General features: G+C 64.2%; 11 protein-coding genes. 5 read left to right on the forward strand and 6 right to left on the reverse strand.

All coding sequences use genetic code 11. The annotated features are described in order from the left end of the window. Window positions 1-318 precede the first annotated feature (318 nt). From HL671_RS15175 to HL671_RS15195, 5 genes are all read right to left on the reverse strand, one after another. Window positions 319-549, reverse strand: coding sequence for a hypothetical protein (locus HL671_RS15175; protein WP_049795350.1), 231 nt, complete (start codon window positions 547-549; stop codon window positions 319-321). After that, a complete protein-coding gene (locus tag HL671_RS15180; RefSeq protein ID WP_172236856.1) occupies window positions 546-1694 on the reverse strand; it encodes a PepSY-associated TM helix domain-containing protein in 1149 nt (382 codons plus the stop codon). The genes HL671_RS15175 and HL671_RS15180 overlap by 4 nt, the downstream gene beginning before the upstream one ends. A 424-nt stretch (window positions 1695-2118) precedes the next feature. Further along, window positions 2119-2967, reverse strand: a complete 849-nt coding sequence (locus HL671_RS15185) for an SDR family oxidoreductase (RefSeq protein ID WP_012042831.1) — start codon at window positions 2965-2967, stop codon at window positions 2119-2121. Between the two features lie 102 nt (window positions 2968-3069). Beyond that, complete coding sequence (locus tag HL671_RS15190) at window positions 3070-3912, reverse strand: pirin family protein (RefSeq protein WP_012042830.1); 843 nt, start codon at window positions 3910-3912, stop codon at window positions 3070-3072. A gap of 33 nt (window positions 3913-3945) precedes the next feature. Next, entirely contained in the window at window positions 3946-4551 is a 606-nt protein-coding gene (locus tag HL671_RS15195; protein WP_172236857.1) for an FMN-dependent NADH-azoreductase, read from the reverse strand. Window positions 4552-4661: 110 nt separating this feature from the next. On the opposite strand from HL671_RS15195, the gene HL671_RS15200 reads away from it, so the two are divergent. Then, a complete protein-coding gene (locus HL671_RS15200; RefSeq protein WP_172236858.1) occupies window positions 4662-5567 on the forward strand; it encodes a LysR family transcriptional regulator in 906 nt (301 codons plus the stop codon). A gap of 324 nt (window positions 5568-5891) precedes the next feature. Here HL671_RS15200 and HL671_RS15205 read toward each other — a convergent pair whose 3' ends face one another. Further along, entirely contained in the window at window positions 5892-7520 is a 1629-nt protein-coding gene (locus tag HL671_RS15205; protein WP_172236859.1) for an inorganic phosphate transporter, read from the reverse strand. Between the two features lie 311 nt (window positions 7521-7831). Here HL671_RS15205 and HL671_RS15210 point away from each other — a divergent pair, with 311 nt between their 5' ends. The 4 genes from HL671_RS15210 to fabI are packed head-to-tail and all read left to right on the forward strand — an operon-like array spanning window position 7832 to window position 13687. Then, a complete protein-coding gene (locus HL671_RS15210; RefSeq protein ID WP_172236860.1) occupies window positions 7832-9253 on the forward strand; it encodes a bifunctional enoyl-CoA hydratase/phosphate acetyltransferase in 1422 nt (473 codons plus the stop codon). Between the two features lie 3 nt (window positions 9254-9256). Next, window positions 9257-10474 (forward strand): acetate/propionate family kinase, encoded by a 1218-nt coding sequence (locus HL671_RS15215; protein ID WP_172236861.1) that lies wholly within the window; start codon window positions 9257-9259, stop codon window positions 10472-10474. A gap of 15 nt (window positions 10475-10489) precedes the next feature. Then, window positions 10490-12847, forward strand: coding sequence for a DUF3141 domain-containing protein (locus HL671_RS15220; protein WP_012042822.1), 2358 nt, complete (start codon window positions 10490-10492; stop codon window positions 12845-12847). Between the two features lie 12 nt (window positions 12848-12859). Continuing rightward, complete coding sequence (gene fabI, locus HL671_RS15225; protein WP_012042821.1) at window positions 12860-13687, forward strand: enoyl-ACP reductase FabI; 828 nt, start codon at window positions 12860-12862, stop codon at window positions 13685-13687. Window positions 13688-13709 lie beyond the last annotated feature (22 nt).

Raw genomic sequence — 13709 nt, forward strand, 5'->3', positions numbered from 1 at the left:
TCTAACGAACGACAGGTTTGACAAGATCCAGGCATCAAGTTTTTGCCAGCGCAGCAGAAATTCGGCGCCCGATTTTCGTTGAAGCTTTCTAAAGAAGCGCAACATCTCCTACGTTTCGTCGAGGCCAACGCACCGCGTTGTCCGACTTTAACTAACAGCATTTGGTCAGTTTGCGCGCCTTTTTACAAACGGCAACGACACGACCACGATCCCGCCACAGCGGCATCGGCTCCGATGTCAACCAGACCTCATATTTGAAGCCTTCGGAGTGGTTCACAGTCGCGCGTGACCTCCGAACGTCGCCGTCTCCCGCGCGCGTCAGGCCTGCTTGGCGCTCCGCTTCCACGGCACACCATGGATCAACGACAGCAGAATCGGGACTGACAGGCCCAGCCAACACAGGCTGTCCCAGAGACCGTCACCGAACAGCCCGAATGCCAACCCGGCCGCGCTGACAAGGCCGATCATCAGCGGCGCCCGGAAGACCTGCCACGCCGAGCGCCGCTCGTCACGATCCGACGCGATCGCACTGCTGATCGGACCTTTCATGGCGAAACCACGACCGGGGCTGTCGAACCAACAACGACAGCAGACTTCTTCCTGCTGCCCCATCGTTTGGCGATCCACAGATACAGGCCGCTACTCAGCACGATGATGGTGATGATATCGAGCAGAGCCCAGATGATCTTCAGCGGCAGGCCGCCGTAATCACCGAAATGCAGCGGACGCGACAGCTGCAGCGCGTAAAGATACCAGGCGACCGGCGGCGCCGTCAGCTTGGTCGGATCCTGCGCGTCGACCATGACGGGCTGGAACATGCGCGCCGTGAGCGCCGTCTTGCCCTTGGTCCAGACGATCAGATGCTGTGGACTGCCGAAACGCGCCGTCGTGGGCATCGTCACGGAACTGACCCGCCGATCCGGAAACGCCTGACGGACCGCCGTCACGGCGGCATCGACCGCAGCCGACGCCGCGATCGGCTTACCCTGATAAGGAGCAAGCAGCGCCGGCATGGTCTGCGCTCGCCACAGATCTGACAGCGGCACGGCAAGCGTATTGATCGTTCCGGTCAGCCCGACCGCGAGTGCCCAGCTAACCGTGACGATGCCGAGCAGATTGTGCATGTCGAGCCATTTGACGCGCGACGAGCGGTCGCGGATCGTGCCAAACTCAAGACGACGCATGAAGGGCCAATACACGACAATCCCCGACACGATGGAGGCGACGAACACGAGCCCCATCAAGCCGAGGAACAACTCGCCCGGCAGCCCTGCGAACATGTCGCGATGGATCTGCAGGATGATATCCATCACGCCCTGGTGCGGCGGTTCTTCGCCGAGCACGGCGCCCGTGCGCGCATCGACGGTGATGCGATGAAACTGGCCGGGAACGGGAATCGCGGTGGCTGACATCGCGACCGTGACCAGCGGCTCCGCCTCCTTGAGCGTGACAAAAAGCGCATGCTGGCTGGGCAATTGGTTGCGCGCCGATTCGATCAAGCGGTCGAGAGACAACGCGGGCGTATCCGCCGGCATCGGCGGCGCCGCGATCGGGTGTTCCAGCAATTCGTCGATCTCATGATGGAAGATCAGCGGCAGCCCGGTCAGGCAAAGCATGAGCAGAAAGACCATGCTGATCAGCGAAGTCCACGTATGAATCTGCAGCCATACCCGGGTCGCTCGCGCACTCACCATGCTTCACCACCACCTTCCAACGTCGCGACCTGCACCCGACAGCCACTCCTCGCTGCCGCTGTCGCAACCACATCTCGCTGCTTCGATCTCGACTTCGCTCAAATACAATCGAGCCGGAAAGAGCCAAATACAATGCGAGCGGTCCCCTGATGAGCGCGTGAGCTTCACCACGCTCCGGCGTACCATGACATCGAGTCCCAATGACCCGTCGGGCAAAAGCAGCGGTAGCGGCGACATCTATCGCGCGCGGCAACGAGATCCGTATCTTGCCGATCGTCCTCCCTGCATCAAACGAATTCGACGGGGCCGATGCTGGAATATCTTTAAGGTAGAGCACGGCCCGCGGCATGTCGGATCGTCGCGCAGCCGCAGATCGAGCGTCGACGTGGCGGCGATGCGGCCGAATATTGCCAGGCGCTGCAGCTCAGCTTCCGAAGGCCTCGATCACAGCCTGCTGCAACGACAATGTCGGCCGTCCGATCAGGCGCGAGAGCGTTCGGCTGTCGTCGTGCAGGACACCGGCGGCGACGCCCTTCGCCTCCACCTCAGCGAGCATGGCAGCCACCGGAGGCGGCAATCCGACGCTCTCGTAGAAGCTGGCGTGCTCGGCCTGGGTCAGATTTCGATAGACCAGAGGCTGTCCGCTTTGGCTTGCGGCCTCTGCGGCGATATCTCCCAGGGTGTGAGCTGTGTCGCCGGCCAATTCGTAGACTTTGCCTTCATGACCCTTTCCGGTCAGGACCGTGACAGCTGCGTCCGCGAAATCCTTTCGCGACGCCCAGGAGATTAATGCCGTGCCGGCGCTTCCGATCAACTGACCGTACCCGAGCGCCACGTTCAGATTTGTGGTGTGGTTCTCCCAGTACCAACCATTGCGCAGGATCGTGTGAACGAGCCCAGATTCCGCAATCCACTTCTCCGTCTCGGTATGATCCTTGGCGAAGCTAGGTTCCCATCGGTCGGCATGGAGCAGGCTGGTATAGACAAGATGTCCAACACCCGCCGTCTTTGCGGCAGCAATCACATTGGCATGCTCAGCCTGGCGAGTGCCGAATGAGCTCGACGAGATTAGAAGAAGTCTTTCAATGCCCGCGAGGGCGCCTTCCAGAGCGCGGGGGTCGGCGTAGTCGGCTGTCCGGATGCCAACGCCAAGATCGGCCGCCTTGCGCGCATCACGAACGACGGCGACGATCTCGGACGACGGGACGAACTCACGCAGGCGTGCGACAACTTTGCGTCCCAAGTGCCCGGTCGCCCCGGTTACTGCATACATCTGGAAAAACTCCCTGTTACGACGGCGCGGGGTCCCCGCACGGCTTAGTCTCTGAAGAGGAGAATTTGCTTCTCTCGTTGGCGATTTACAGTGGTCCCGCCGTCACGACGGCGGAAGCTGGCCCATGCCCCCGCTCCTGTAGCGCACCCGTGCCGCGGCGATCTGCTCTGCGCTACTCATGATGAACGGCCCATCGATGAGGACCGGCTCACGGATCTCAGGGGCGGACATCACGACGAGGTGAGCCAGCTCATCAGCTGCAAAGCTTAAGCGCGCACCATCGCCATGCATGGCAATCGCCTGCCGCTGGGCCAAATGCCGCGCGCCACCTTCGCTGCTGACGGCAAGATCGCCAGTTGCGACATAGATGAGTGTCACGTGACCCTGCGGATGATCGAACGTAAGATGTCGTCGGAGCTCCACGTCGAGAAGCGTGAACGGCTCGATGGGCACCATCGGCGACGTCAGATGCTCGTAACATCCGACCACCACACGGACGCGATCTCCGGCGGCATTCGTCCACTCGGGCACTTCGCTGCCCGACAGCGTCATCGTCTTGGGCGCACTCGACTTGTTCGGCGACGTCAGATTGACGAACAGCTGCAGGCCGTGCAGTTCGCCTGTATCGGCGGGAGTCTCGTGATGCACTATGCCGCTTCCAGCATGAGTCCAGACCAGACCTCCCGCGCCGACCACGATATCGTTGCCGAGCGAGTCCCTGCTGCGCAAACGACCCGCCGAATCGGGGAAGACATAAGTCGCGGCCACAAATCCAGCGTGAGGGTGCAGCGGAAACGGCCGTCCGCTCACCCTGAAATCGTCACAGACCAGCACCGAAGACTTCAGATCTCCCAACGGAGCGAGATCCAGGGCCTGAGCTGAAAAGGAGGATCGGCTGGAGCCTCGCTCCTGCGCGGCGACGATGGAAGAGAAGAGCACGGCCATCTCGGTCCTTTCGATCGACTGATGCGAAGGTTCTCAAGCCGCGAGCTTGGCGGCGTGCTCCTTGGCGGCAGCAATGGCCTTGGCGCGTACAACCGGCCCCAGAGCGACACCTTCAGCTCGCACGAACGAGATCTCGGCGATGCCGAGAAAGCCGAAGAAGCTCAGCAGGTAGCTCTCCTGATGATCGAGCGCAGCAAGGGGAGACCCTGCGCTGAAGATGCCGCCCCGCGCCGAGGCGACGATGACCTTCTTGCCCTTGCAGAGCCCGACCGGGCCATGCTCTCCGTAGCTGAATGTCTTGCCCGGGACTGCCAGCCGATCGATCCAGGCCTTGAGCTGCGACGGAACGCCGAAATTGTACATTGGCGCGCCGATCACGATGACATCGGCTGCTAGAAAATCTTCCATGACCGCCAGACCCGCGCCGACGTCGGCCTGCACTGCCTGATCGGCCGGCGCACCCTGCAGCGCGGCCAGATAGCCTCCCGTCAGATGCGATAACGGTTCGGCCACAAGGTCGCGGTAGATCACGTTCCAAGATTTGTCGGCTCCCTTCAGCAAGGCGACGATCTCGGCCGACAACTCCCGCGTCACGGACCCTACGCCGGCGATGCTCGAATCGATGTGAAGAAGCTTCATGGTTCCTCCATTTGGCGGACGCTCCGCCAAGCCGCCCGACCATGAGAACTTGCCATCGATCTGAAAAGCCAATATAAACCGATGTTATTTATCTGTTTGGACGATATATCGTGCTCGATGGAATCTCCCTCGACCAACTGACGACGTTCGTGACCGCCGCTGAGACCGGCAGCTTCTCTGCTGCCGGACGCAAGCTCGGGCGTGCTCAGTCAGTCGTCAGCCAGAACCTCGCCAATCTCGAAACCCAGCTCGGCATTCAGCTGTTCGATCGCAGCGCGCGCTATCCCGTCCTCACCGCAGCGGGCCGGGCTCTCCTTGCGGACGCCCGCGCGGTCGCGGAGGATCTGGCCAAGCTGAAGGCGCGCGCGCGCGGACTAGCTGGTGGACTTGAGCCCGAGCTGAGCGTTGCGTCCAATGTGCTATTTCCAACCGCTGTCCTGACGGAGGCGGTGAGCGCCTTTCAGCAGGAGTTTCCGACCACATCGTTGCGAGTTTCTGTCGAGAGCATGGGAGGGGTCATCGAGCCAGTCCTCGAACGGCGGTGCTCGTTCGGCATCCGAGGCCCTCTGCTGACCAACCATCCCGAACTTCGCGATGAAGCCCTGCTCGGCCTTCGCTACCTTATGGTCGCCTCTCCACGGCATCCTTTGGCCACCCATCCCGGCGCCATTCCTCCGGATGTGCTCAGCGAGCACGTTCAGCTCGTCCTGACTGATCGATCGCGTCTGACCGATGGCAAGGATCTGCGTGTCTATTCGTCAAAGACCTGGCGTTTGTCGGATCTCGGGGCGAAGCATGCGTTCCTGCGGGCAGCACTTGGATGGGGCGGCATGCCCTATCATGTGGTTGAGGATGATCTCCAAAACGGCGAGCTGGTGCCGCTGACGCTCGAACAGGCAGAATCGGATACTCACATCAAGATGTCCGCGGTCTATCGAACAGATACGCCCCCAGGGCCCGCAGGGCGTTGGCTCATCGACCGACTGAAAAAGGCGACAGACATGCGGCGCGCATGAGAGCCAGAGAGCCCACCGATCTCGGCGATCTGCGGCTCGGGCGCGCTGACTGTCTTCCGCAAACGTCGTGTCCCACCTGCCGCATGCAAGGTGCCCGCTGACCAGCGGACTCTCCATTTGCGCATGGTCTTTTCTCGTTCTTGCCATTGCGCGGCGCGCGCATCGGCCAGATTGAAATGCAGCCAGTACCATCCGTACTGATCGAGATGGAACGGCTCGTCATGCACAAGCGGCTGGGGTGTGCCGTCCGCGGTGAAGCGGAAGGCCCACACCAGCCCCTCCAATGGCGGCGCCGTCACCGCTGCGAGGGCCGCCCCATCTGCGTCAGAAGATCCGGCTGAAGATGACGTAGAGCGAGCCCGACAACAGGATCGCCGCGGGCAAGGTCAGCACCCAGGCCATCAGCAGGTTGCGCACGGTTGCCATCTGCAGGCCGGAGCCGTTGGCCGCCATCGTGCCGGCGACGCCAGACGACAGCACGTGAGTGGTCGACACCGGCAGGCCGAACACATCGGCCGCGCCGATCGTGGCGGCGGCGACCAGCTCGGCGGAGGCGCCCTGCGCATAGGTCAGATGCGACTTGCCGATCTTCTCGCCGACCGTGACCACGATGCGCTTCCAGCCGATCATGGTGCCCAGGCCGAGCGCGATCGCAACCGCGATCTTGACCCAGTTCGGAATGAACTTGGTGGCGCTGTCGAGCGAGGCCTTGTACGCGTTCAGCATAGCGATCTCCTCCTTGTTGAGGTCGTTCTCCTTGTCCTTCATCAGGAAGCGGATCGCCTCCGAGGTCAGATACATGTCATTACGGGTATTGCCGACAGCTTCCGCGGGCACCTTGTTGAGCGAGCCGTAGGTCCGCACCTGGTCGCCGACGTCCTTCACCAGCATGGCGAGGGACGGATAGGTGCCCTCGTTGATCTTGCGCTGCGCGACGTAGAGCGTGACCGCGGGACGTGGATCGCCGATCACGTTGTGGCCGGCGGCCTTCGCCGCGATCACCTTGGAGGCGGCTTGCGAGGTCTCCTGGAATTTCGCGATCTGCGCCTCGGGGAGCGTGCGGTTCAGCGCATAGGCGGTCGGCACCGTGCCGATCAGGATCAGCATGATCAGGCCCATGCCCTTCTGGCCGTCATTCGAGCCATGGGCAAAGGAGACGCCGGTGCATGTCAGGATCAGCAAACCGCGGATCCAGATCGGCGGCGGCTTCGGGCCTTCCGGAGCGGCGTAGAGCGCGGGGTTGCGAACGAGAAATTTGAGCAAATAGAGCAGCGCAGCGGCGCAGATGAAGCCGACCAGCGGCGACAGCAGCAGCGCGTAACCGATCTCGGTCGCCTTGCTCCAGTCGACGCCGGACGTGCCATCGCGGCCGCGAAGGAGAGCATTCGCCACGCCGACGCCAATGATCGACCCGATCAGCGTATGCGAGGACGAGGCCGGCAGGCCGAAATACCAGGTCCCGAGATTCCACACGATGGCGGCAATCAACAGCGCGAACACCATCGCGAAGCCGGCGCTCGATCCCACCTGCAGGATCAGCTCGACGGGCAGCAGCGAGACGATGCCGAACGCGACCGCGCCGCTCGACAGCAGCACGCCGAGGAAATTGAAGAAGCCGGACCACATCACGGCGAACTCGGCCGGCAGCGAATGCGTGTAGATCACGGTGGCCACCGCATTGGCGGTGTCATGGAAGCCGTTGACGAACTCGAACCCGAGCGCGATCAGCAGCGCGACGAACAGCAACAGGTAAGGCAGATATGTCGTCACCTTCACGCCGGTGGCGTCGACATCGGCATAGATGCTGTAGGCGACGAACAGCAATCCTGCGGCGAGGACGCCGAAGAAGAGGATCATCGTCAGCGGGTTGAAGCCCTTGTCGAGGTTCGGCCGTCCGGCCGGCTGAATTGGCCGTTCGTCGCCGACCGCCTGATTGACTGTGATTTCGGCCATGTCGCTCCCCATACCGTTCCACTTGGAGCCCCATAGTGGAACGAAGATTTGAAGCGTGGATGACATGCGCTCGCAACAGTGTGAGCGGATAACAAATGAACGGGTCAATAAGTCGTCACGGTCAGATCGTATAATAAACATGTGGCACTACGCTTGCGCTCCGTCGATCAGCAGGCGCAGCAATACGATGAAACTTTCGGCAACGGAGCGCGAAATGANCAGATCGTATAATAAACATGTGGCACTACGCTTGCGCTCCGTCGATCAGCAGGCGCAGCAATACGATGAAACTTTCGGCAACGGAGCGCGAAATGACCCAGACCATACGCAACAAGAGCTGGGCGGAGCTGGAGGTCGGCGACAAAGCCGCGATCGAACGGACATGCGCGGTACAGGACCTGATCCTGTTCGCCCATGTCTCCGGCAACACCAATCCGATGATGCTGCCGGATGGTAGCGCCAACCATGGTTCGAAAGAGGTCATTGCGCCATCGATGTGGGTCGGATCGTTGATCTCGGCCGTACTTGGCAATGTCATGCCCGGTCCGGGCACGCTGTATCGCTCGCAATCGCTTGAGTTCAAGAAACGTGTGCATGTCGGCGACCGCCTGCGCATCACCGTGACCTGCTGCGAGAAGCGCGAGGCGCCGGTCGCGTTGTTTCGCGCCGAGATCACCGACCAGGCCGGCGATCTCGTCTGCGCGGGGCTTGCCGAGATCGATGCGCCGACAGTGTCGATCGAGACGCCGGTGCGCGAGCTGCCGGCGCTGATCGTCGATCATGCCGATCATTTCGCCAAGCTGGTCGATCTCGCTGCTCAGCTGCCGCCGCTCAAGACCGTCATCGTCTGTCCTGAAGACCGCAACTCGCTCGGCGGCGCCCTGCTCTCAACCGAACGTGGCCTGATCCACCCTGTGCTGATCGGCGATCCCGATCGCATCTCGGCCGCGGCGCGCGAGATCGAGGCCGACATCAGCGGCTGGGCGCTGGTGCCGGAGACTGACCACCGTGCCGCCGCCGCGCGCGCCGTGGCGATGGTGCTGGCCGGCGACGCCCATGCGGTGATGAAGGGGGCGATCCATTCCGACGAGCTGCTGGCGGCGGTGGTGAAGAAGGATGGCGGGCTGCGCACCAATGGCCGGATCAGCCATGTCTTCGCGCTCGACGTGCCGACGCTGGATGAGATCCTGTTCATTTCCGACGCCGCCATCAACATCGCGCCCGACCTGATGGCGAAGGTCGACATCGTGCAGAACGCCATCGATCTGGCGCGCGCCTGCGGACTCGACCGGCCGCGCGTCGGCGTGCTGTCCGCGGTCGAGACCATCAACCCGAACATTCCCTCCACGCTCGACGCCGCCGTGCTGTCGAAGATGGCCGAGCGCGGCCAGATCAAGGGCGGTATCGTCGACGGTCCGCTGGCGATGGACAATGCCATCGACATGGAAGCTGCGAAGACCAAGGGCATCGCCTCGCTGGTCGCCGGCCATGCCAACGTGCTGATCGTACCGAACCTCGAGGCCGGCAACATGCTGGCGAAAGAGCTGACCTTCATCGCCCGCGCCGAGGCCGCCGGGCTCGTGATCGGCGCGCGCGTGCCGGTCATGCTGACCAGCCGAGCGGACAACGACCGAGCCCGGCTCGCCTCCTGCGCCCTCGCGCAGCTCTACAATCACTGGCGGCGCGAGGGCCGCGCCTTTGCCGGCTCGGCGCAGGCGAAGGCGGCGGAGTAGAGGATGACCGACGCCATTCTGACCATCAATGCCGGTTCGTCCTCGATCAAATTCGCGGCCTATGAGATCGCAACTGCCGGGCTGCGCCCGTTGGCCAGGGGACATATCGACGACATCGGCGACGACACGACGTTCACGGCCGCTCCGGCCGACGGTCCCGCCGAGCGACAGCCGATCGATGCGTCCAAGGGCGCGGTCGATCACCGCTCTGCGTTGGAGCTCGCCGTCGATTGGCTGCACCGGCATGAGGACGGCTGCCATGTCGTGGCTGTCGGCCACCGCGTGGTGCATGGCGGGCCGGATCATGCCGAGCCGGTGGTGATCGACGACGGCACGTTGCTGCGCCTGCGCAAGTTTGTGCCGCTGGCGCCGCTGCACCAGCCGCATAATCTCGCCGGGATCGCCGCGGCGCTGCATGCGTTTCCGGACGCGGCGCAGGTGGCCTGCTTCGACACCGCGTTCCACCGCCAGCACCCGTTCATCGCCGACACGTTCGGACTGCCGCGGCGGCTCTATGACGAGGGCGTGCGCCGCTACGGCTTTCACGGCCTGTCCTACGAATATGTCTCGCGCCGGCTGCGCAGCGTGGCGCCAATGCTGGCATCGGGGCGCGTCATCATCGCGCATCTCGGCAATGGCGCCTCGGTCTGCGCGCTACGCGACGGCCGCTCGGTCGCCTCCACCATGGGCTTCACTGCGCTCGACGGCCTGCCGATGGGCACCCGCTGCGGCCAGCTCGATCCCGGCGTCGTGCTCTATCTCCTCACCGAGAAGGGCATGAGCCCCGACGAGATCACGCATCTCCTGTATCACGACTCCGGGCTGAAGGGCCTCTCGGGCCTCTCCAACGACATGCGCGAGCTCGAGGCATCCCACGCGCCGGCAGCGCGCGAGGCGATCGACTATTTCGTCGCGCGCGTGCGCCGCGAGATCGCGGGGCTCGCCGCGACCATCGGCGGCGTCGATGCCATCGTGTTCGCCGGCGGCATCGGCGAGCATGCCTTTCGCGTGCGCGAGCAGATCCTCGGCGACATGGGCTGGCTCGGCGTCGATCTCGACCGGGACGCCAATGCGCGCAACGCACAGACCGTGAGCCTGCCGGACTCTCGCGTCGCCGTGCTCGTCATTCCGACCGACGAAGATCGCATGATCGCCGAGCACACCGCCGAGATCCTGGGCCTGATTCACAGCGCCGCGGACTCCACGCGCCTGACAGACTGACCGAAGGGACCGCCAATGTCTTCCCCCTACAGCCCCGCGACCGCCCTCGCCCGCAGCTTCGGCGCAGCCGGCATCACCACGACTCAGACGCAACGCGTCTCGCAGAGCCTCAGCCGGCATCTTGACAAGTTCGCCCGCGAGCATGGCAAGCGGGCGCAGGATCTGATCAGCGAGGGTGCCGGTCTGGCGCGGTCGTTCAGCAGCGCCACGCAAGGCCATATTTTCGACCAGGCGCGTGACTATTGGATCGACGCCGGCCAGCGCATGGTCCTGACACTGGACGTGCTGCGCGAGCGCGCCGACAACGATGCCCGGCACGAGGCCGCGGGGACGCCGCCGGTGCTGATCTACGACCATGAGGTCGCGCTCGATGGCCGCAACCTCGTCCGTCCGGTCAACTACATGCTGCTGAAGATCCTGCCGCCGGCCGGCGTGGTCACCTATGACTGGAAGCGTCCCTATGTCATCATCGATCCTCGCGCCGGCCACGGCGCCGGGATCGGCGGCTTCAAGCAGGACAGCCAGGTCGGCGTCGCCCTGCATGACGGGCATCCCGTTTATTTTGTCGTGTTCAGGCCGCATCCGGAGCCCACCCAGACGCTCGCCGACGTCATGCGCGCCGAGGCGGCGTTCATCGCCGAGGTCCATCGCCGCCATCCCGAGGCGCCGAAGCCGATCATCGTCGGCAATTGCCAGGGCGGCTGGGCGACCCTGATCCTGGCGGCGGCGAATCCCGACATCACCGGACCGCTGGTCGTCAACGGCGCGCCGGTCGCCTCTTGGTCGGGACGGCTCGGCGAGAACCCGATGCGCTATAATGGCGGCCTGCTCGGCGGCATTCTGCCGGCGCTGGTGCTGTCCGATCTCGGCGGCGGCGAGTTCGACGGCGTGCACCTCGTCTCCAACTTCGAGATGCTCAATCCCGGCCGCAACTATTTCGGAAAGTATTTCGACCTCTATGCCGATCCGGAGAAGGGCCGTGCGAGCTTCCTCGAATTCGAGCGCTGGTGGGGCGGCTTCCATTTCATGAACGAGCAGGAAATCCGCTGGATCGTCGAGCAGCTGTTCATCGGCAACCGGTTGTCGCGCGGCGAGGCGCGCATCGAGCGCGGCCGTCAGCTCGATCTCAAGGCGATCCGCTCGCCGATCATCGTATTCGCGAGCTGGGGCGACAACATCACGCCGCCGCAGCAGGCGCTGAACTGGATCGTCGACACCTATGCCGACGAGCACGAGATCCGCATCCGCGGCCAGCGCATCATCTACATGGTGCATGACAAGGTCGGCCATCTCGGCATCTTCGTGTCGTCCTCGATCGCGAAGAAGGAGCACACCGAGGTCGCCTCGACGATGAAGACGATCGAGGCGCTGGCGCCCGGTCTCTATGAGATGACGATCGACGAGCAGATCGGCGAAGGCATCGCCGCGCGCTTCCACGTGTCGTTCCATGAGCGCAAGATCTCCGACATCCTGGCGATCGACGACAATGACCGCAGCGAGGAGCGCGGCTTTGCCGCGGTCGCGCGCCTGTCCGAGCTCGGCGCAGAGCTGTACGACCTCACCGCCCGTCCGCTGGTGCAGTCGATGGTGACCGACGAGATGGCCAAGCTGATCAGCGACGCGCATCCGGCACGCCTGATGCGCCGTGGCTTCGGCGGCGACAACGCCATGACCCACGCCATCCGGAAAGCGGCGGATGAGGCCCGCGCGGCGCGGACGAAGGCAGGACCATCGAATCCGTTCCTGGCGCTCGAGCAGTTCTGGGCGAAGAGCGTGGTGCAGGCGTTCGACGTGTTCCGCGACGTCCGCGACAGCCTCTACGAGGCCACGTTCCTGTCGATCTACAGCTCGCCGCTGATGGATGCGATCGCCTCGACCCACGCCTTCCAGCGGGTTCACCGCGAGCCCAAGGAGCTGCGCTTCCTCCCCGAGGTGCAGGCGATCCTGCTCGGCATCGCGCGCGGCGGCTTCGAGGAAGCGGTCATCCGGATGCTGATCCTGCTCGCGGACTCCCGCGGCTCGGTGCGCCGCGACCGGCTGGAGCGCTCCGCCAAGGTCTTGACCAAGGACGAGCCGTTTGCCTCGCTCGGCGCCGAGCGCCGCGCTGCGCTGATCCGCGAGCAATCGATCATCGTCGAGTTCGAGCCCGACCCGGCTGTCGCGACGCTGGCCGAGCTGCTGCCCGACTTCGGCGACCGCAACCGCGCCATCGACGTGGTCGAGTTCATCGCAGGCAGCGTCGAGGACATGGAGCCGAATACGATCCGCACCCTGCAGCGGCTGCGCGAGGCGCTCGGCCTGCCGCCGCTGGCGCTGGCCGCGGTGTCGGCCGATCCGCTCACGGAGAACCTCGCGGTCCGCGACGTGGCCTGACAGGAGAGCACGATGCCGGACACCGCTCACTCGCCCGATCCGCTGCCGATCGTCTGGAATCCCGACGACCGGATCGGCGACATGCTGAAGGGGCGGCGCGGCCTCGTGCTCGGCGTGGCCAATGAGAACTCGATCGCCTTTGGCTGCGCTGCCAAGCTGCGCGCCTTCGGCGCCGAGGTGGCGCTCACCTATGCGGACGACCGCACCCGCAGCTTCGTTGCGCCACTCGCCGAGCGCATCGGCGCCAGCCTGCTGCTGCCGTTGAACGTCGAGCAGCCGGGCGAACTGGACGCGGTGTTCGAGCGCATCAAGCGCGAATGGGGCCGGCTCGATTTCGTCGTGCATTCGATCGCGTTCGCGCCGAAAGCCGACCTGCACGGCCGCGTGATCGACTGCTCCGCCGACGGCTTTGCCCGCGCGATGCGGATCTCGGTCTACTCGTTCCTGGAGCTCGCGCGTGCCGCCGAGCCGCTGATGGCGGCGGGCGGCGCGCTGCTGACGATGAGCTATTACGGCGCCGACAAGGTCGTGAACCACTACAACGTCATGGGCCTCGCCAAGGCCTCGCTGCAGGCCGCCGTACGTTATCTCGCCGCGGAACTCGGCGAGAAGAACATCCGCGTCTATGCCGTCTCCCCCGGGCCGCTGCAGACCCGCGCCGCCAGCGGCATCGCCCATTTCGACGAGCTGATCGAGGCCGCCGTGAACCGCAGCCCGGGACACCGCCTGGTCGACATCGCCGAGATCGGCCGGGTGGTCGCATTCCTCGTCGGCGGCGGCGCCTCCGGCATGACCGGCGACACGATCTATGTCGACGCCGGGCTGCACAATATGGCGTAAGCATCAACCGAGCTGATGCCGG

Origin of the sequence: Bradyrhizobium denitrificans (genome assembly GCF_013179005.1) — a bacterium.
Classification (GTDB): Bacteria; Pseudomonadota; Alphaproteobacteria; order Rhizobiales; family Xanthobacteraceae; genus Bradyrhizobium; species Bradyrhizobium denitrificans.